The organism is Streptomyces sp. Ag109_G2-15, assembly GCF_900215565.1.
GTDB lineage: Bacteria > Actinomycetota > Actinomycetes > Streptomycetales > Streptomycetaceae > Streptomyces > Streptomyces diastatochromogenes.
The window spans coordinates 1,959,263-1,978,593 of the sequence record NZ_OCNI01000001.1 but is presented as its reverse complement, the minus strand read 5'-3'; the positions used below and the strand labels follow the sequence as shown (position 1 = coordinate 1,978,593).

Below are 19,331 nucleotides of genomic sequence, written 5' to 3'. Positions count from 1 at the left end.
GCGAGAAAAGGGACATGACTACCCATCGGTAATAGGGGGGTTGCGCCACCTCGGGCCGATCGTGCGAGGATCGATGCCGCCGCCTCCCCCGCCGTGCCGACCGGAAGCCTCTCCTCTTGACCTTGCCAGCCGCTGTGTTCGGTACCGCTGTGCGCGTGCTGCGTACGGCGGCCGGGCGGCGTGCGCTGCAACTGGCGATGCTGGTCGGCGGGTTGTTCCTGCTCGGGTTCCTCTGCGGGGAGCAGGCCCACGCGGCCGAAGGGACGCCGGTGGCCCCGGTGACCTCGGTGACCTCGGTGCGCCCGGTGGCCGGGCAGCACGAGGACGCGGTACGAACCGTCACCGAACGGGTCGTCACGGACCGGGTTGTCACTCCCGTACGGAAGGTCGCGCAGACGGCCTCCCAAGCCCTTGCGGAGACGCGGACCGAGGCGCCCGCGCTGCCCACCAAGCCCTCCGTGCCTTCCGTGCCGCTGCCGAAGCTGCCGAAGCTCCCGGAGGTCTCCGAGGAGCTGCCGGTGCATCCGCTGCCCGCGCCGGTCACCCCGGAACCCGGGGCGGACCGGCCCGGCAGCACGGCACCGGCGGCGGACCAGGGCGACCGAGCCCGCGCCGAGGCCCGTACCGCCGTTTCCGCACGGCCGCCGGCCGCCGGGTACGGGCCGGACTTCGCGCCCCTCGCCCACGCTCCCCAGGTTCCGGCGCACCTTCCCGTGCACCGCGCCGCATCAGCCGTCGACGCCCCCGCCCAGCCCGCGCCCGCCGGGGACCCGGACGGCGTGCTCGGCAAGCAGGCGGCCGACGGCGCCGCATCCCGCCACGGTGACGCGCATGCCGTCACCCTCGACGGCCGGGCGCCCCTGCGGCTGCTGCCCGGCACCGCCGCGCGCGTCGACGCGCCCGGGACCCGGGAACGGCACCGGGACATCCCGGTCTTCCCCGGCTAGGCCAAGGGCCGACCTCCCCGCCACGGACCTGTCGCGCGGGGGCGGAACAGGTCTGCCCGCTCCGCCGGACCCGCCGGTCTCCCCGGCGCCTCCGGACGGAATCCCCTAGCCGTTTCCGAAGGACTTGACGCACGCATGAACAAGAACATCCGCCGCTCGATCGTGATAGCCGCCGGAGTCACTGGCGCCTGGGCCCTCGGCTCGGCCGTGGCCAGCGCCGACGAACTGTCCACCCCGGCGGTGTCCGTACCCGACACCGACAGCACCACCGGCACCCTCACCGACACCGTCGACGGCGTCCTCACCGGCGTCCACGACACCGTCTCCGACGTGACCGGCACGGCCACCGCGGCCGTCTCCGGTACGGCGGCCCACGCGCAGCAGCAGACCCGGACCGTCACCGGCACCGCCACCAGTACCGCCGACCAGGCCCGCCGGTACGTCGACGCGAAGGTCCCGGCCGCGAAGATCAGGGGCGGCCAGGCCATCAACGGCGCCCGGTCCGCCCGCGCCGCCCAGGCGCAGACCGAGGCGCACGCGCAGGCAGCGGGCGCCCAGGTCACCGACCGGGCCACCGCCGAGGCCGCGACGGCGACCCACACGGCCACCCATCTGTCCGCGCCCTCCGCGCCCTCTGCTCCGTCCACTCCCTCCCCGCAGGACGCGATCGACTACCTCTTCGGCCCCCTCTCCTCCTTCGCCCCCGAGCTGGAGCAGGCCCTGGCGGCCGCCCAGACCAAGCTGCAGGCCACCCAGGCCGCCGCGCGCCTGCGGGCCGCGGGGGTCGAGGGCGCCGTACGGACGACGGCACAGCAGACCGTGGCCGGGGCGCAGGGCCGTACCGGCGGTGCGGCCGTCCTCGCGGGCGGCGAGGCGGCTCGGGCGACCGGCGCCGCCGAGGCGAGCGTCGCCGCCGTGCCCGCGCACGTCACCGGCACGGTCTCCGGTGTCGAGCAGCGGGTCGTCGGCACGGTGCGGGCCGTGCCGGGCACCGTCGCACCCGTCGTGGACGAGACGACCGCCGCCGCCGTCCCGCCGGTGGCCTCCGCCGCCGTGGCCGGGGTGCGGCCGGTCGCCGACCAGGCGGTGGCGGGTGTCCTGCCGACCGCGGGGCACGCGGTCACCGGTGTCCACGGCACGGCCTCGGGCGCGGTGACGGGCGTCCAGGGGACCGCCACCGGCGCGGTGACGGGCGTCCTGCCCACGGCGGGGTACGCGGTGGCGGGCGTGCAGGGCACGGCCTCGGGCGCGGTGACGGGCGTCCTGCCCACGGCTGGGTACACCGTCGCGGGCGTGCAGGGCACCGCCTCGGGTGCCGTGGCGGGCGTCCTGCCCACGGCCGGGTACGCGGCCGCAGGTGTGCAGGGCACCGCCACGAGCGCCGCGACGGGAGCGCAGGCAACCGCCACCAGCGCCGTCGCGGGCGTGCAGCGCACCGTCACAGACGCCGTGGCCCAGGTGCACGGACTCGCGACGGGCGCCGTGGGCGACGTGTACGGGGTCGGCACGGGCGCCGTGGGCGACGTGCACGGTGTCGCGACGGGCGCAGCAGGCAACGTGTACGGCTTTGCCACGGGTGCCGTGGGTGACGTGGACGGCGTCGCGACGGGCGCCGTTGGTGACGTGTACGGGGTCGGCACGGGCGCGGGAGCCGACGTACACGGCGTCGCCATGGGCGCGGGAGCCGACGTGCACGGGGTCGGCACGGGCGCGGTCGCCGGTGTGCACGGTGTTGCCACCGGTGCGCTCGCCGACGGGCTGCCCCTCGCCGGCGGGGTCCTCGGGGACGTGCCGCCGTACGCCACCGGGCTGGCCGGCCAGGTGGCCCACGACGCCGTGGACGCCGTGCTGCCGCCCGTCGCCGGGACCGCCGTGCACGGGGTCGTGCCGGTCGCCGGGCAGGCCGTGGCGGACGCGGGGACGCTCGCGTACGGCGTGGTGGGCGACGTGCAGCCCTTCGCCGGCGGTGTCGCGGGCGCCGTACCGCCGCTCGCCCACGGGGTCACCGGGCAGACCGGTGCCTTCGCGGAGGGGGTGACCGGGCAGGTGCCGCCGTTCGCGGCCGGAGTCACCGGGGCCGTCCAGCCCCTCGTGGACACGGTCACCGGGACCGTGTCGCCGGTCGTGGACGGTGTCGGCGGCAGCGCCAGCGGGCTGGCGTACGGCGTGGCGGGCGAGGCCGGTCCCTACGCGGGCGGTGTCGTCGGCGCGACCGCGCCCCTCACGCAGCAGGTCGGGCCGTTCGCGCAGGATCTCGCCGGGACCGCGCAGGCCACCGGCGGTCCGCTGGCCGGGCACGCGGTCGCCGGGGCCGAGGGCGTCGCCCAGTCCGTCGCCCCGGGGTACGCCCAGGGTTACGTCCAGGGTCTGGCGTACACCCACGGCGTGCAGTAGGGCTGAGCGCCCGAACAGCTCCGCGGGGGCCGGCGGACCCGGACGGCCGAACGCCGACGGCCCGTCCGGCCGCACCCCGCGGTATGGGGCGGGTGGTCCCCATTGGGGTGGGGATCAACCGCCCCGGGCCTTTCGGGGCCCGTCCAGAGGCCTCACCGGGTCAACCCCAGCCCGGTGAGGCCTCGCACATCACCCCGATCGCGGCACGCCGTGTCAGGAATCCCGGCATCATGTGACAGGTATCACCGCTCAGGTGTGACCCTCGATTTAGGGAGCCCCCGCAAGCGGCGATAACCTGCGAGACGGACATGCCGCGCGCTCGGACACCGTGTGCGCTTCCCTAGTGACAGCGGACGTCACGTTGCCCTTCGCGGCACGCCCACGCATCCAACGAACCGCGAGATCACTGATAGGGACGGAAGCGCGTGGACCTGTTCGAGTACCAGGCGAGGGACCTCTTCGCCAAGCACGATGTACCGGTGCTGGCCGGTGAAGTCATCGACACGCCTGAGGCGGCGCGCGAGATCACCGAGCGGCTGGGCGGCAAGTCGGTCGTCAAGGCGCAGGTGAAGGTCGGTGGTCGCGGCAAGGCCGGTGGCGTCAAGCTGGCCGCCTCCGCGGACGAGGCCGTCGCCCGTGCGACGGACATCCTCGGCATGGACATCAAGGGCCACACGGTCCACAAGGTGATGATCGCCGAGACCGCTCCGGAGATCCTCGAGGAGTACTACGTCTCCTTCCTCCTCGACCGTGCCAACCGGACCTTCCTCTCCATCGCCTCCGTCGAGGGTGGCATGGAGATCGAGGAGGTGGCGGCCACCCGTCCGGAGGCCGTCGCCCAGACGCCGATCAACCCGATCGACGGCGTGGACGAGGCCAAGGCCCGCGAGATCGTCGCGGCCGCCAAGTTCCCGGCCGAGGTCGCGGACAAGGTCGCCAACGTCCTCGTGAAGCTGTGGGACACCTTCATCAAGTCGGACGCCCTCCTCGTCGAGGTCAACCCGCTCGCGAAGGTCGCCTCCGGTGAGGTCATCGCCCTCGACGGCAAGGTGTCGCTCGACGAGAACGCCGAGTTCCGCCACCCCGAGTACGAGGAGCTCCACGACAAGGACGCCGCCAACCCGCTCGAGGCGGCCGCCAAGGCGAAGGGCCTCAACTACGTCAAGCTGGACGGCGAGGTCGGCATCATCGGCAACGGCGCGGGTCTCGTCATGAGCACCCTGGACGTCGTCGCGTACGCCGGTGAGAACCACGGTGGCGTCAAGCCCGCCAACTTCCTGGACATCGGCGGTGGCGCCTCCGCCCAGGTCATGGCGAACGGCCTGGAGATCATCCTGGGCGACCCGGACGTCAAGTCCGTGTTCGTCAACGTCTTCGGTGGCATCACCGCGTGTGACGAGGTCGCCAACGGCATCGTGCAGGCCCTGAAGCTCCTCGAGGACCGCGGCGAGAAGGTCGAGAAGCCGCTCGTCGTCCGCCTCGACGGCAACAACGCCGAGCTGGGCCGCAAGATCCTCACCGACGCCAACCACCCGCTGGTGCAGCGCGTCGACACCATGGACGGCGCGGCCGACAAGGCCGCCGAGCTGGCCGCCGCCAAGTAAGCACAAGGACGAGGACTCACACCACCATGGCTATCTGGCTCAACAAGGACAGCAAGGTCATCGTCCAGGGCATGACCGGCGCCACGGGCATGAAGCACACCAAGCTCATGCTGGGTGACGGCACCCACGTCGTCGGCGGCGTGAACCCGCGCAAGGCGGGTCAGACCGTGGACTTCGACGGCACCGAGGTACCCGTGTTCGGCACGGTCGCCGAGGCCATCGAGAAGACCGGCGCCAACGTCTCCGTCATCTTCGTGCCGGAGAAGTTCACCAAGGACGCGGTCGTCGAGGCCATCGACGCCGAGATCCCGCTGGCCGTCGTGATCACCGAGGGCATCGCCGTGCACGACACGGCCGCCTTCTGGGCGTACGCCGGCAAGAAGGGCAACAAGACCCGCATCATCGGCCCGAACTGCCCCGGCATCATCACCCCGGGTCAGTCGAACGTCGGCATCATCCCGGGCGACATCACCAAGCCGGGCCGCATCGGCCTGGTCTCGAAGTCCGGCACGCTGACGTACCAGATGATGTACGAGCTGCGTGACATCGGCTTCTCGACGGCCGTGGGCATCGGCGGTGACCCGATCATCGGCACCACCCACATCGACGCCCTGGCCGCCTTCCAGGACGACCCCGACACCGACCTGATCGTCATGATCGGTGAGATCGGTGGCGACGCCGAGGAGCGCGCGGCCGCGTTCATCAAGGAGAACGTGACCAAGCCGGTCGTCGGCTACGTCGCGGGCTTCACCGCGCCCGAGGGCAAGACGATGGGCCACGCCGGTGCCATCGTCTCCGGTTCGTCCGGCACCGCCCAGGCGAAGAAGGAGGCCCTCGAGGCCGCGGGCGTCAAGGTCGGCAAGACCCCGACCGAGACGGCGAAGCTCGCCCGGGAGATCCTGAGCGCCTGAGCTTCTTAGCCGAACGTCGGTAGGCCCGTCCCGTTGCCCGGGGCGGGCCTACCGACGTTTCGCCTGCTCGGCCCCGCGGCGAGTCAGCGCCTCAGCGTGCCGCCGGCACCAACCGTTCCGGGCCGCTCGACGTCTCGCCGTGCAGCTTGGCGCGCAGGACCAGTTCCTCCCGGGACAGCGGACCCATGACCCCCGCCGGCGGAACCCCGCGCACCGCCTGCGCCGGAGCGATCGGCGGCTCGTAGTGCGTGGGGGCCGTCCGCAGCGTCAGCGTCGTCGCGCTGATGATCGTGACCGTGAAGGCGATGGCCGCCCGTGTCCAGAACACGTTCCGGCGTTCGCCGACCGTCCGCACCGTGGGCGGCTTCGCGGCGCGCAGATGCTCCTTGGAGGCCAGTTCCAGCAGCCGCCGGTGCAGTGCGGCGGGGTCGGCCAGTTCCGGGAGCAGCGCGGCCACCTCCGCCCGGGCGCGGGTCAGCCGGCCGGCGGTGGCCGGGGTGCTCGCCTCCGTCTCCGCCGCCGTCTCCGGCAGGTCGAGGCCGACGCCGTCGTACAGGATGAGCGTGCGCCGGTACGACGGCGGGAGCTTCAGCAGGGCGGACAGCAGCGTGCGGTCGGCCGGGTCGGCGGGCGGGGGCTCGGGGTGCCGGTAGCGTGGGCGGAAGGAGTGCCAGGGGGAGAGGGCGTACTCGTAGGCCATCGCCCGGACCCAGCCGCCCGGGTCCCGGTCCTGGGCCACCTCCGGCCAGCGCTGCCAGGCGAGTTGGAAGGCCCGCTCCACGGCCTCCCGGGCCAGCTCCCGGCGTCCGGTGAGCAGGTACGTCTGGCGTACGAGTGCGGGGGCGCAGAACGCGTAGAGCGCGTCGAAGGTCTGAGCGGGCGTCAGGGCGGTTGGCTGCTCGCTGATCTGGCTCTTCGTCACAGGACACCCTTTCGTACGAAAAAGCACATAAGCATATATTGAGCGACACATCGGTGGTTCGCCCGTTACGACGGAAAAGCGCGTGTCGTTGGGAGCATGGCGGGCGTGACCCTCATGACCGCTCGCCGACCGTCGCTGTCGCTCCTGCTGAACGGGATGCGCGACCGATCGCCCGGGCTGGGCGCGAGCCTGCTGGGCGGTGCGGTCGCCGCCGGGCTCGGGCTCGGCTCGCTCGCCGTGCTCGTCCTGGGGCTGTGGATCAGCTCGCCGTACCCCGACAGCGGGCCGGGCGGCGCGCTGCGCATCGCCGCCGCGCTGTGGCTGCTGGCGCACGGCGTCGAACTGGTCCGCACCGACACGCTCTCCGGTGCTCCCCTGCCGGTGGGAGTGACCCCGTTGCTGCTGCTCGCGCTGCCGGTGTGGCTGCTGTACCGGGCGGCGCGGGACGCGACGGACGCGTCCGCCGAACCCGACGCCCCGCCACCGGTCCCGGCGCACACGGCGTGGACGGGGGTGGTCCTCGGCTACCTCGGCGTCGGCGCCGCGGCCGCGCTGTACTGCTCCGGCGGCGAACTGCGGCCCGTGTGGGGCTGGGTGACGGCATGTCTGCCGCTCGTCGCGGCGAGCGCGGCGGGGGCCGGGGTGTGGTCGGCGCACGGCCGCCCGCGCGAGCCTGTGCTCGGCCTGCTGCTGACGCTGCCGGGGCCGGTGCGGCGGCTGCTGTTCGGGTCGGACGCGCGGGCGCGGGTGGGTACGGCCGTACGGGCCGCCGGGGCCGGGACGGCGGTGCTCTTCGGGGGCGGGTCGCTGCTGCTCGGCGTCTCGCTGGTCCTGCACGGCGCGGCCGCGCGGGCGTCCTTCCTGCAGCTGACGGAGGGCTGGACCGGCCGGTTCGCCGTCCTGCTCCTCGGTATCGCGCTGATCCCCAACGCGGCGGTGTGGTCGGCGTCCTACGCCCTCGGTCCCGGCTTCGCCCTCGGCGCCGGGCACCTGGTGCACCCCCTCGCCTCCGACCCCGCCCCGCTGCTGCCCCCGTTCCCACTGCTCGCCGCGGTGCCGGACGCGGGCGCCGGTACGACGCTGAACTGGACGGCGGGACTGGTGCCGGTGGCGGCCGGGGTGACGGTCGCCTGGTTCGTGGCGCGGGGGGCCGCGGGGCGCGTGGCGCAGGAGGCGCAGGAGGAGCCGCGGGCGCCCTGGTCGGCCGGGCGGACTCTCGGGGTGCTCGTGCTGGCCGCGCTCCTCTGTGCGGCGGTCCTCGCCCTGCTCGCCGCGCTGTCCGGCGGCCCGCTGGGCGTGTCCGCACTGGCCCGCTTCGGCCCGCTGTGGTGGCAGAGCGGGGGAGCGGCCGCGCTCTGGCTCACGGTGGTCGGAATGCCGGTGACGCTGACGGCACGGGCATGGCGGCTGCGGGGCCGGCGGGCCCGGGGCGCGGTGCCGGCACAGGGGACGGAACCGGGGAGCAAGCGGCCGGCGGAGGCGGGGAAGGGGGCGGCGGTGAAGAAGACGGCGGTGGAAGCGGCGAAGGTGGCGACCGGGGAGGTCGCGGGGGAAGCGGCGAAGGGGGCGACCAAGGAGGCCACGAAGCCGATGGCCAAGGAGGCCGCGAAGGACTCCCCGAAGGCCGCCGCGAAGGATCAGGCGAAGGAAGCGCAGGCCAAGGCAGCCAAGGCGGCGAAAACCCCAACCCGCCGCGAAGAACCCCCGGCCAAGCCCACAGCCAACCCCCCGACCGCCCTCACCGCCCCCGACGAGGACGAGCGCTACGAGGTCCTGCCCGCCCCCGACCCGTTCCCCTCCGCCTGGCACGACGACGTCGCCCGAGCCACCCGCTGGGCAGCCCTGCGAGCAGCATCGACGCCCCTGGACTCACCCGGCTCATCCATCATCGACGAGCCCGCCGCACCCCGCTGGCCGCCCCTGCGCGAGCCCTCGCCCCCGCCGGCCGACCACTCACCCGTACCGGAGCCCTCGCCCCTCACGGACGCCCTGCACCAGCCCACCGAACCCTCGCGAACCGATCCCCCCGGCTCGGAAGCCCCCTGAGCACCCGGAGGCCCTAGCTGTTCCCGACCCCCAGCACCCCCCGCAGCTCCTGCGGCAGAAGCTGCTGGCAGGACTGCTTGGCCTCATGGGTGAGGGCGTCGTCCACGCAGGTGTAGTAGTCGCGGTAGACCAGCTGCACCGCGAAGGTCGTGGCTACCAGGGCGAGGGCCAGGGAGGCCGTGACCAGGCCGCCGATCGCCGCCGTGGTCTGCGGACGGGGGCCCGGGGCGGGCGCGGGGGTGTCCGGGTCGGGCGTGCGGGGCTTGGCGCGCAGGGCGCTGATGCCCCAGTACAGGGCCAGCACGCCCAGCAGCAGGGCCACGTACGGCCAGCTGAAGAGGGCGAAGAAGACGGCCCACATGCCGGACAGGAGTGCGTAGCGCGCGCGGCGCTGGGCCGGGTCCGTCGGGTCCCAGCGCGTGTTGGGGCCGGTCGGGCCGCCCGGGCCCTCGGGGCCGCCGCCGGGCCGCTCACCGAAGCCGCCGGGGGAGCGGCCGGGCTGCCGGTCGCTCCACTGGGTGCCCCAGGAGGAACCGCCCCCGGAGCCCGAGGACCCCTCGGGGCGACGCGGCTGCCACGGCCGGTCCGGGGAGCCCTCCGGCGGCGGCGCGAACGGGTTGTCGTCCTGCTGCTCACCGCCGCGCCCGTCGCCGTCCCGCCCGCCCTGGGGCGCCTGGGGCGGCGAGGCCGGCCGCTCCCGCAGCAGCACGGCATCACGCTCGCCTCCCTGGGCCGGGCGCGGGGGGAGCGTGAGGAGTCGCAGGCTGCGATCGGGCATCAAAAGAGCGTCTTCCCCTAGGCGAATACGGCAGTCCGACGTGAGCTTCCACCTGGTGAACGCACCGCACGGCGACCGCGTTCCCGAGGCTGCTCCTTCGTGATTCCTCCCGAACGCTACCTTCCGGCCACGCACCCGTCCCGAGGGGGCCTTCCCGAGTGCCGGTATCGTTGCTGACGGTCGGCCGCTTCGTAGACTTCCCCGTATCCGGGGGCGCGAAGCATTCGTACGACTGTACAAACGCCGGCCGGACACAACGCTTCCCCGAGAAAGGGCCCCACCGTGGCCGCCACCTCCGCTGGCCAAGCGGTCAAGCGCCTCGTCGTGCTGGTCTCCGGATCCGGCACCAACCTGCAGGCGCTCCTGGACGAGATCGAGCGCGCCGGAGCCGAGTCGTACGGCGCGCGGATCGTCGCCGTCGGGGCCGACCGCGGCGGCATCGAGGGGCTCGCCCGCGCCGAGCGGGCCGGGCTGCCGACCTTCGTGTGCCGGGTGAAGGACTTCGGGACGCGGGAGGAGTGGGACGCCGCCCTGGCCGAGGCCGTGGCCGCGCACGAACCCGACCTCGTGGTCTCGGCCGGGTTCATGAAGATCGTCGGGAAGGAATTCCTCGCGCGGTTCGGCGGGCGGTTCGTCAACACGCACCCCGCCCTGCTGCCCAGTTTTCCCGGGGCCCACGGCGCGCGGGACGCGCTCGCGTACGGCGTCAAGGTCACCGGCTGCACCGTCCACTTCGTCGACGACGGCGTCGACACCGGGCCGATCATCGCTCAGGGCGTGGTCGAGGTCCGGGACGAGGACGACGAGAGCGCGCTGCACGAGCGCATCAAGGAAGTCGAGCGAAGGCTGCTCGTCGAGGTCGTGGGGCGGCTCGCCCGCCACGGCTATCGCATTGAGGGACGAAAGGTAGTTATCCAGTGACCGCCACCGCCGAGAGCACCAAGCGGCCCATTCGCCGGGCGCTCGTCAGCGTCTACGACAAGACCGGGCTCGAAGACCTCGCGCGCGGGCTGCACGAGGCCGGTGTCGAGCTCGTCTCCACCGGGTCCACGGCCGGCCGTATCGCCGCCGCCGGTGTCCCCGTGACCAAGGTCGAGGAGCTGACCGGCTTCCCCGAGTGCCTGGACGGCCGGGTCAAGACCCTGCACCCCCGGGTGCACGCGGGCATCCTCGCCGACCTGCGTCTGGACAGCCACCGCGAGCAGCTCGCCGAGCTGGGCGTCGAGCCGTTCGACCTGGTCGTGGTCAACCTCTACCCGTTCCGGGAGACCGTCGCCTCCGGCGCCTCGCCCGACGAGTGCGTGGAGCAGATCGACATCGGCGGCCCGTCGATGGTCCGCGCCGCCGCCAAGAACCACCCCTCCGTCGCCGTGGTCACCAGCCCGGAGCGGTACGCCGACGTCCTCGGCGCCGTCGCGGCCGGCGGCTTCGACCTCGCCACCCGCAAGCGGCTGGCCGCCGAGGCCTTCCAGCACACGGCCTCCTACGACGTGGCCGTGGCCTCCTGGTTCGCGTCCGCGTACGCGCCCGTCGACGACTCCCCGTTCCCGGACTTCCTGGGCGCCACCTGGGAGCGCGAGAACACCCTGCGCTACGGCGAGAACCCGCACCAGCCCGCCGCCCTGTACGTCGACGCCGCCGGCGCCGGTCTCGCCCAGGCCGAGCAGCTGCACGGCAAGGAGATGTCGTACAACAACTACACGGACACGGACGCCGCCCGCCGTGCCGCGTACGACCACGACGAGCCGTGCGTCGCGATCATCAAGCACGCCAACCCCTGCGGCATCGCGGTCGGCGCGGATGTCGCCGAGGCGCACCGCAAGGCGCACGCCTGTGACCCGCTGTCCGCATTCGGCGGCGTCATCGCCGTGAACCGCCCGGTCAGCAAGGAGATGGCCGAGCAGGTCGCGGAGATCTTCACCGAGGTCATCGTCGCGCCGGACTACGAGGAGGGGGCCCTGGAGGCCCTCGCCAAGAAGAAGAACATCCGGGTCCTGAAGGCCCCGAACGGCCCGGCCGACCCGGTCGAGGTCAAGGCGATCGACGGCGGCGTGCTGCTGCAGGAGACCGACCGGCTCCAGGCCGACGGCGACGACCCGGCCAACTGGACCCTGGCCAGCGGCGAGCCGCTCGGCGAGCAGGAGCTGGCCGAGCTGTCCTTCGCCTGGAAGGCGTGCCGCGCGGTGAAGTCCAACGCGATCCTGCTCGCCAAGGACGGCGCCTCGGTCGGCGTCGGCATGGGCCAGGTCAACCGCGTCGACTCCTGCAAGCTGGCGGTCGAGCGGGCGGGCGAGGAGCGGGCCCGTGGCTCCTACGCGGCCTCCGACGCCTTCTTCCCCTTCCCCGACGGCCCCGAGATCCTCATCAACGCAGGCGTCCGGGCGATCGTCCAGCCGGGCGGCTCGATCCGTGACGAACTCGTCGTGGAGGCCGCCAAGGCGGCGGGCGTGACCATGTACTTCACGGGCACGCGCCACTTCTTCCACTGAGTCCGCGGGGCGACAGGACAACGAGAAGCGGCCTCCGGCTCCCCTCGCAGGGGGCCGGAGGCCGCTTTGCGTTCAGGCGCTCAGCTCAGTTGGAGCGGATGACGATCGAGCCGCACACCTTGTCGGCGAACGTCTGGCGCTTGGCGTCCCAGGCCGGCCACAGGTAGCCGAGGTAGCAGGGCAGGCCGTCCAGGATGTGGGCCAGCTGGCGCACGAACGCCATGCCGCCGCCGAGCGGCTGCCCGGTCTCCTCCTTGAGCGTGCGGATGCCGAGCGCCTTCTTGCCGACGGTCTGACCGGTCTTGCCCTCCATGATGATCTGCCACACGAACAGGCCGATCAGGGCCAGGAAGCCGATGATCGCGAGGATCGGGGCGTTCTTGGCGCCCGCGACGGCGATGCCGTAGGGCACCGCGTACAGCAGGCTGTCGAGGAGCCGGGCGAGGAAGCGCTGGCCCCAGTTCGCGTACGTCGGCTGCATGCCGTAGCCGGGCTGCTGCGGGTAGCCGGGGTATCCGCCCTGCGGCGCCTGCGGGTAGCCGTAGCCCTGCTGCGGCGGGACGCCCTGTGGGGCCTGCGGGTATCCGGGCTGCTGCGGGTAGCCGTAGCCCTGCTGGGGATCCTGCGGCTGACCGTAAGGGTTGTTGGGCGAGCCGAAACTCATGGCGGATTTCCTCCGTTGACACTGCGGGGACGACGCGGAAGGAACGGAGGAACGTCAGGATCTGAGCGGCTTGCCCCCCAACCGGACCGCGATACTGCGCCGCTCATGCTCGTAGGAAAGGCCGATTGTTGTCCAGCCGGATTCGCAAGGTGTTGTGCAAGTGCAACATCATCGATCAAGGACGGGGCGCGGGGGACCGCCCCGGGCGGACCCGGATTGGAACCGGGAGCCGGTCATCCGCGAGGATGGTGTCATGACCGCCCAGATTCTCGATGGCAAGGCCACCGCAGCCGCGATCAAGTCCGATCTGACCGCCCGCGTGGCGGCGCTGAAGGAGAAGGGCGTCACGCCCGGCCTCGGCACGATCCTGGTCGGGGACGACCCCGGCAGTCAGAAGTACGTCGCCGGCAAGCACCGCGACTGCGCCCAGGTCGGCATCGCCTCCATCCAGCGCGAGCTGCCGGCCACGGCCACCCAGGAGGAGATCGAGGCGGTCGTCCGCGAGCTGAACGAGGACCCGGCCTGCACCGGCTACATCGTGCAACTCCCGCTGCCCAAGGGCATCGACGAGAACCGCATCCTGGAGATGATGGACCCGGCCAAGGACGCGGACGGCCTGCACCCGATGAACCTCGGCCGCCTCGTGCTGAACGAGCCGGCGCCGCTGCCCTGCACCCCCAACGGCATCCTGACCCTGCTGCGCCGCCACGGCGTCGAGATCAAGGGTGCCGAGGTCGTGGTCGTCGGCCGGGGCGTGACCATCGGCCGCCCGATGCCGCTGCTGCTCACCCGGCGCAGCGAGAACGCCACCGTGACCCAGTGCCACACCGGCACCCGTGACCTGTCCGCCCACCTCAAGCGGGCCGACATCATCATCGCCGCGGCCGGCTTCCCGCACCTGATCCGCGCCGAGGACGTCAAGCCGGGCGCGGCCGTCCTGGACGTCGGCGTCTCCCGGAACGCCGAGGGCAAGATCGTCGGTGACGTCCACCCGGACGTGGCCGAGGTGGCCGCCTGGATCTCCCCGAACCCGGGCGGCGTGGGCCCCATGACCCGTGCGGAGCTGCTGGTCAACGTGGTCGAGGCGGCGGAGCGCAGTGCCGGCTGAGGACACCCGCCCCGGCGCCGGGCCGGCCGCCCCCGACACCGGCGGGCAGCCGCAGCGGCCCACGCGCCGCTTCCCGCGGTTCACCAAGGACACCGCGCGCCCCGAGGGCGGCGGCCGGGCCGCCCGGGGCGACGCCCCGGCGCCCGCCCGGCAGTGGCCCATGCTCGTCATGCTGTCCACGGTCGCGCTCGGCCTGCTGCTGTGCGCGCTCGACCTGTTCCGTGTGGGCACCCTGCTGATCGGGGCCGCCCTGCTGGCCGGCGCGGTCCTGCGCTGGATACTGCCCAGTGTCGGCATGCTCGCCGTCCGCTCGCGCTTCACGGACATCGTGACCTACGGGATATTGGGCCTCGCGATCGTCCTGCTCGCGATGATGGCCCAGCCCGATCCGTGGCTGCAGATCCCGTTCCTGAAGGACACGCTGCACTTCACGCTGACCACCAAGTAGCGCCGCCCGCGCGGCGGATGATCTCGGGGCCTGTCCAACAGGCCGACAGCCCCGGGAACGGCGGCCCGCCCCCTCCCCCGAGCAAGGACGAGCCGCCGTCCGGATCCAGCCTTCCCCCCATGAACTGCCTGTTCAACGGCTGTCCGTGTGCTGTGGCACGGAGGTGACCGTTCCGCTACGGTGTCCGCGCACTGCCACATGTGTGCCTGCCGTGTCGATGTGTTGACAGTTCGGGGATACCTTTCGAAGGTGCCGTAGAACCGGGCTAACGTGTCCAAGGTGTCCAATCGGGACGGTCCGGTGGACTGTGGGGCGGTCGGCGTGCGACGGTGCACAACCGGCGGGGGCGATGCTCCCGTGCGCCCCCACTCCGGGAACTGGGATCCTTAGTCAGCGCATCCCTGTGGGTAGCCAGAGGGGGCCGCGCCGGGGGGACCGGACCGGCGCGAGGGTCACGTGCGGGGAACGGCGCGGGGAACCAACAGCACCAACCGGGGGGAAAAGAGGGGGGAAGCAATGCCTCGTTGGAAAGCCTTGCCGGACGAGCTGGATCCGCAGATCAAGGAGTTCACGAGCCAGGTGCGGCGACTCGTGGACCGCAGCGGCCTGAGCATCGCGGCGCTGGCCGACCGGACCGGCTACAGCAAGACGTCCTGGGAGCGTTACCTGGGCGGCCGGCTGCTCGCGCCCAAGGGCGCGATCGTCGCGCTCGCCGAGGTCACCGGCACCAACCCGGTCCATCTCACCACCATGTGGGAGCTGGCCGAACGCGCCTGGAGCCGGGCGGAGATGCGGCACGACCGGACCATGGAGCAGATTCGTATCGCCCAGGCGCGCGCCGCGCTAGGGGAGTTCGGGGCGGCCGAGGCCGAGGCCGCCGAGGGCGCGAGCGGCACCAAGACGGCCCGCAGAGGCGCCGGCACCACCGCGATCCCGGGCATCGCCGGCCCGGCGGGCGTCTCACCGACAATCCCGCCACAGCCGACGGCGTCCGACGCCGACGGGCGGGAGAACGCGGACCGCGGCGCGGCGTCCGACGTCAACTCCTGGGGGCTGGCGGGCTATGAGGGCCCGTCGAAGACGAGCCGCCGTCCCGCTGCCGGTGCCGGTGCCGGTGCCGCTGCCGGTGTTGGCGCTGGTGCCGGTGCGCGGCCTGAGTCCCCGGCGGACGGTCCGGGGTGGACCCCGGACACCCCGAACCCGTACGACGGGCAGCCGCAGGCGGCACGGCCCGCGGGCGGCACCTCCGCCAAGGGGCGCAAGGGGGCCGGGCGCAAGGGGCGGCTGACGATGTTCCTCGCGGGCCTCGTCGGTGTCCTCGTCGTCGTCGCGGCCGTCTACTTCTTCACCAACCTGGGCGGTGGCACCAAGCACGAGGGCGCCGCCAAGTCGCCGTCCCCGACCGCCAGCAGCAACCCCAGCCTGCCCGTCGGGGTCAAGTGCAGCGGCGCCGCCTGCAACGGCAAGGACGCCGAGGCGATGGGCTGCAGCGGCGACCTGGTGACCACCGCCAAGACCGCCACCGTCGGCACCACCATCCTGGAGGTCCGCTACAGCAAGACCTGCGGCACCGCCTGGGGACGGATCACCGGTGCCGCCCAGGGCGACCGGGTCCAGCTCTCCGCGGGCAAGCTCCGCCAGACGGGGGACATCACCGCCACCGGGGACACCATCGCCTACACGCCGATGGTCGCCGTGAAGGACGCGGCCGAGGCCAAGGCCTGCGCGACCCTCGCGTCCGGGCGGACGGGGTGCACGAAGTAGGGCGCCAGGGGCCGTCCGGCGGTCCTCGGGCGAGGGGGGGAACCAATTCGGGTGGAATTCCGGGGACGGAGGCATGGCTCGCCGGATCCTGGGCACGCGAACGGTACCCCCACGGGAGTCCGGTCAGCCGGTACCCCCCAACGGCGGCCGTCCTCCCTCCTCTCCCGGACGGGCGGCCGCCACTTCTTGAATCACGAGTCCGACTTGTGGGCTGAGCCACATGACCCCGGACGTCTCGCATGCCGGATGCGCGATAGCCTGACCGCTGGATTCTCTTGACGCCAAGAGATCGATCATCCGCAGGGGCGGTGACGCCCCACCGCCAGCTGTCATACGGAGAACGCCATGACCCGCACTCCCGTGAACGTCACCGTCACCGGCGCGGCCGGCCAGATCGGTTACGCCCTGCTCTTCCGCATCGCCTCCGGCCAGCTGCTCGGCGCGGACGTGCCGGTCAAGCTGCGCCTCCTGGAGATCACCCCGGCGCTGAAGGCCGCCGAGGGCACGGCCATGGAGCTGGACGACTGCGCGTTCCCGCTCCTGCAGGGCATCGACATCACGGACGACCCGAACGTCGCCTTCGACGGCACCAACGTAGCCCTCCTCGTCGGCGCCCGCCCCCGCACCAAGGGCATGGAGCGCGGCGACCTGCTCTCCGCCAACGGTGGCATCTTCAAGCCGCAGGGCAAGGCCATCAACGACAACGCCGCGGACGACATCAAGGTCCTCGTCGTCGGCAACCCGGCCAACACCAACGCGCTCATCGCGCAGGCCGCCGCGCCGGACGTCCCGGCCGAGCGCTTCACCGCGATGACCCGCCTGGACCACAACCGCGCGCTGACCCAGCTCGCGAAGAAGACGGGCTCGACGGTCGCCGACATCAAGCGCCTGACCATCTGGGGCAACCACTCCGCCACCCAGTACCCGGACATCTTCCACGCCACGGTCGCCGGCAAGAACGCCGCCGAGGTCGTGAGCGACGAGAAGTGGCTGGCCGAGGACTTCATCCCGACCGTCGCCAAGCGCGGTGCCGCGATCATCGAGGCCCGTGGCGCCTCGTCGGCCGCCTCCGCCGCCAACGCCGCCATCGACCACGTCTACACCTGGGTCAACGGCACCGCCGAGGGCGACTGGACCTCCATGGGCATCCCGTCGGACGGCTCCTACGGCGTCCCGGAGGGCCTGATCTCCTCCTTCCCGGTCACCACCAAGGACGGCAAGTACGAGATCGTCCAGGGCCTGGACATCAACGAGTTCTCCCGCGCCCGCATCGACGCCTCCGTCAAGGAGCTGGAGGAGGAGCGCGACGCGGTCCGCTCCCTGGGTCTCATCTGAGGTCGCACCCGGCTGCCTCCGGCGATTCGCCGCGAGCCTGTGCGGGCCCTGTTCCGGTTTCGTCCGGAGCGGGGCCCGCGCCCGTTTTCGCCGCTACTGTCAAAAGCAGTACAGGGAAAGGTGATTCGGGGGGTTCGTGATGAGCGGCTGGAACGGATCGAACGGCTGGAACGGCCCGGAGGGTCACGGCGCGGAGGGTTCCGGTCCGGACCACGGGCCCGGGGCCGAGCGCGCACCCGGCGAGGAGAGAGGCCGGGCGGCCTGGACCGCCGACCAGCCGCCCACCCCGCCGCCGTGGGCTTCGGCCCAGACCCAGTCGGCCCCGCTCCCGCCGCCTCCGCCCTGGGCGTCCGCGGAGACCAGCACGGGCCCGGTCCCGCCGCCGCCCGGTGGTGCCGACGGCCGCCCCGCGGACATCCCGCCTCCGCCACAGCCCTGGCCTGCCACCCCCACCCACGCCGACGGCCCGGTCCCTTCGCCGTCGTACGCCCCCGCGCCGCGCCGCGTCCACGGCGGCCGTCTGCTCGCCCTGGTCCTCGCCATGGCCCTGGTCGGCGCCGGCGCCGGCTTCGGCGTCTGGTACCTCGGCCGGGACCGCGCCGGCAGCGGCACCCCGTCGGCATCCGCTCCGGCCACCGGGGTCACGGTCTCCGCCTCGAAGGCCTCGACACCTGCCGCGCCCGAGGTGCCCGGCTCGACGCCCCCGTCCGCATCGACGGAGCCCCCCGCCGGCTACCGCCTCGCCCACGACCCCGTCGGCTACACCCTCGCCGTCCCCGAGGGCTGGACCCGGCGGCAGAAGCAGGGCGAGAAGGCGACCGTGGTGTTCTACGACTCCCCGTCCGACGGCCGTCAGTTGCAGCTCTTCGAGCTGGCCGAGTCCACCGTGACCGAGTCCCTGGACCTCGCCGAGAACGACCCGGGCTACGGCTACTCCCACCAGCCCGGCTACCGGGCCCTCGCCCGCCGCTCCGGAGACACCTGGGCCGAGCTGTCGTACCGCTACGACGACCCGGACAAGGGCCCCCGCCGGGTCGTCGACCACCGCTTCCGCGCGACCGACGGCACGCTGTACGCGATCCGCGCCAGCGGCCCGGAGGGCCTGTCCGACGGCCTGGTCCGCGGGCCGCTCACGACGGCGCTGGCATCCTTCTGCCCGACGGGCGGGTCTTGCGCGTAGGGCCGACAGGGGCCTGGGGTGCGGTCACTCCATTCCGCGCTTGCCCGGCGCCCAGAACGGCTTGGTGAGGACCGACCGCCGGTCCCATCCCGCCTCCCGGACGAGCACCCGCCGCACCTCCTGCACGGTCCGCGCCTCCCCGGCGACGTACGCGATGCCACCCGGCTCGGGGGCGAGCCGTCGTACCGCCTCCGGGAGCGAGGTGCCGCCGCGCAGCGACCAGTTCAGGCGCCCGGCGTGGCGCAGCGGCAGGCGGTCCGCCGCCGTCTCCGTCTCGACGCACCCCGAGATACGCGCCTGTTCGGGCAGCGCCGCGAGCATGGCCCCGAAGGCGACGGACGCCGTCTCCTCGCCGACGAAGACATGGTGCGCGGCGTCGGCACGCAGCACGAACGATCCCTCCGGTCTGCCCAGCCGCACCTCGTCGCCCACCCCGGCGGTCCGTCCCCAGCGGGCGCCGAGCCCTGCTTCCGGATGGTCCAGGACGCACAACTCGACGGCACCGGCGGGCTCGTAGTGCCACACCGAGTAGGTGCGCCGGGTCAGCCCGGAGTCGACCAGGACCCGCACCTGCCGGCCCGGCCGCACCTCCAGCCCGGCCAGCGCGTCGCCCTCGATGCGCAGGCGTCGCATGCGCGCGGCGATCGGTTCGGTCTCGGTGACGGTGCCCCGGAACATCAGCAGGCCGAGGACGGGGTTCAGCAGGGCCGGCACGGACGGCTCCTCGGTGTCGTGGCGAAC

The 19,331-nt window shown here is 73.2% G+C and carries 16 protein-coding genes; 12 read left to right on the top strand and 4 right to left on the bottom strand.

All coding sequences use genetic code 11. The annotated features are described in order from the left end of the window. Positions 1-155 precede the first annotated feature (155 nt). The 4 genes from CRP49_RS08470 (at position 156) to sucD (ending at position 5,856) form a co-directional block, all read left to right on the top strand. Positions 156-947 (top strand): hypothetical protein, encoded by a 792-nt coding sequence (locus CRP49_RS08470; protein ID WP_179851550.1) that lies wholly within the window; start codon positions 156-158, stop codon positions 945-947. Positions 948-1,082: 135 nt separating this feature from the next. Continuing rightward, the gene (locus CRP49_RS46765; RefSeq protein WP_179851549.1) at positions 1,083-3,341 is read left to right on the top strand and encodes a hypothetical protein; all 2,259 of its coding nucleotides are present in this window, start codon (positions 1,083-1,085) and stop codon (positions 3,339-3,341) included. Between the two features lie 425 nt (positions 3,342-3,766). Next, complete coding sequence (gene sucC, locus CRP49_RS08460; protein WP_094215426.1) at positions 3,767-4,945, top strand: ADP-forming succinate--CoA ligase subunit beta; 1,179 nt, start codon at positions 3,767-3,769, stop codon at positions 4,943-4,945. A 26-nt stretch (positions 4,946-4,971) separates the two neighbouring features. Further along, positions 4,972-5,856: a succinate--CoA ligase subunit alpha gene (gene sucD, locus CRP49_RS08455; protein ID WP_097252849.1), complete on the top strand. Its 885-nt coding sequence runs from the start codon at positions 4,972-4,974 to the stop codon at positions 5,854-5,856. Between the two features lie 91 nt (positions 5,857-5,947). Here sucD and CRP49_RS08450 read toward each other — a convergent pair whose 3' ends face one another. Next, positions 5,948-6,829 (bottom strand): sigma factor-like helix-turn-helix DNA-binding protein, encoded by an 882-nt coding sequence (locus CRP49_RS08450; RefSeq protein WP_097252848.1) that lies wholly within the window; start codon positions 6,827-6,829, stop codon positions 5,948-5,950. A gap of 45 nt (positions 6,830-6,874) precedes the next feature. Between CRP49_RS08450 and CRP49_RS08445 the strand changes: the two genes are divergently transcribed. Continuing rightward, positions 6,875-8,824, top strand: coding sequence for a DUF6350 family protein (locus CRP49_RS08445; protein ID WP_257033340.1), 1,950 nt, complete (start codon positions 6,875-6,877; stop codon positions 8,822-8,824). Positions 8,825-8,837: 13 nt separating this feature from the next. On the opposite strand, the gene CRP49_RS08440 is transcribed toward CRP49_RS08445, so the two are convergent. Next, positions 8,838-9,602 carry a hypothetical protein gene (locus CRP49_RS08440; RefSeq protein ID WP_097252847.1) on the bottom strand — a complete coding sequence of 255 codons (765 nt, stop codon included), beginning with the start codon at positions 9,600-9,602 and terminating at the stop codon, positions 8,838-8,840. Positions 9,603-9,884: 282 nt separating this feature from the next. Between CRP49_RS08440 and purN the strand changes: the two genes are divergently transcribed. Both purN and purH read left to right on the top strand, forming a co-directional pair. Beyond that, positions 9,885-10,523: a phosphoribosylglycinamide formyltransferase gene (gene purN, locus CRP49_RS08435; RefSeq protein WP_097252846.1), complete on the top strand. Its 639-nt coding sequence runs from the start codon at positions 9,885-9,887 to the stop codon at positions 10,521-10,523. Further along, entirely contained in the window at positions 10,520-12,091 is a 1,572-nt protein-coding gene (gene purH / locus CRP49_RS08430; protein WP_097252845.1) for a bifunctional phosphoribosylaminoimidazolecarboxamide formyltransferase/IMP cyclohydrolase, read from the top strand. Before purN ends, purH begins: the two co-directional genes overlap by 4 nt. A gap of 85 nt (positions 12,092-12,176) precedes the next feature. On the opposite strand, the gene CRP49_RS08425 is transcribed toward purH, so the two are convergent. Next, positions 12,177-12,755 (bottom strand): RDD family protein, encoded by a 579-nt coding sequence (locus tag CRP49_RS08425; protein ID WP_094215420.1) that lies wholly within the window; start codon positions 12,753-12,755, stop codon positions 12,177-12,179. Between the two features lie 253 nt (positions 12,756-13,008). On the opposite strand from CRP49_RS08425, the gene CRP49_RS08420 reads away from it, so the two are divergent. The 5 genes from CRP49_RS08420 to CRP49_RS08400 all read left to right on the top strand — a co-directional run bounded on the left by CRP49_RS08420 (position 13,009) and on the right by CRP49_RS08400 (position 18,590). After that, entirely contained in the window at positions 13,009-13,863 is an 855-nt protein-coding gene (locus CRP49_RS08420) for a bifunctional methylenetetrahydrofolate dehydrogenase/methenyltetrahydrofolate cyclohydrolase (RefSeq protein WP_094215419.1), read from the top strand. Continuing rightward, positions 13,853-14,311 (top strand): DUF3017 domain-containing protein, encoded by a 459-nt coding sequence (locus CRP49_RS08415; RefSeq protein ID WP_097252844.1) that lies wholly within the window; start codon positions 13,853-13,855, stop codon positions 14,309-14,311. The genes CRP49_RS08420 and CRP49_RS08415 overlap by 11 nt, the downstream gene beginning before the upstream one ends. Before the next feature lie 516 nt (positions 14,312-14,827). Then, complete coding sequence (locus CRP49_RS08410) at positions 14,828-16,075, top strand: XRE family transcriptional regulator (protein WP_097252843.1); 1,248 nt, start codon at positions 14,828-14,830, stop codon at positions 16,073-16,075. A gap of 345 nt (positions 16,076-16,420) precedes the next feature. Next, positions 16,421-17,410 (top strand): malate dehydrogenase, encoded by a 990-nt coding sequence (locus tag CRP49_RS08405; RefSeq protein ID WP_094215416.1) that lies wholly within the window; start codon positions 16,421-16,423, stop codon positions 17,408-17,410. Positions 17,411-17,549: 139 nt separating this feature from the next. Then, on the top strand, positions 17,550-18,590 hold the full coding sequence (locus CRP49_RS08400; protein WP_179851548.1) for a hypothetical protein: 1,041 nt from the start codon (positions 17,550-17,552) through the stop codon (positions 18,588-18,590). Positions 18,591-18,614: 24 nt separating this feature from the next. Here CRP49_RS08400 and CRP49_RS08395 read toward each other — a convergent pair whose 3' ends face one another. Further along, positions 18,615-19,304: a siderophore-interacting protein gene (locus tag CRP49_RS08395; RefSeq protein ID WP_097252842.1), complete on the bottom strand. Its 690-nt coding sequence runs from the start codon at positions 19,302-19,304 to the stop codon at positions 18,615-18,617. Between the last annotated feature and the right edge of the window lie 27 nt (positions 19,305-19,331).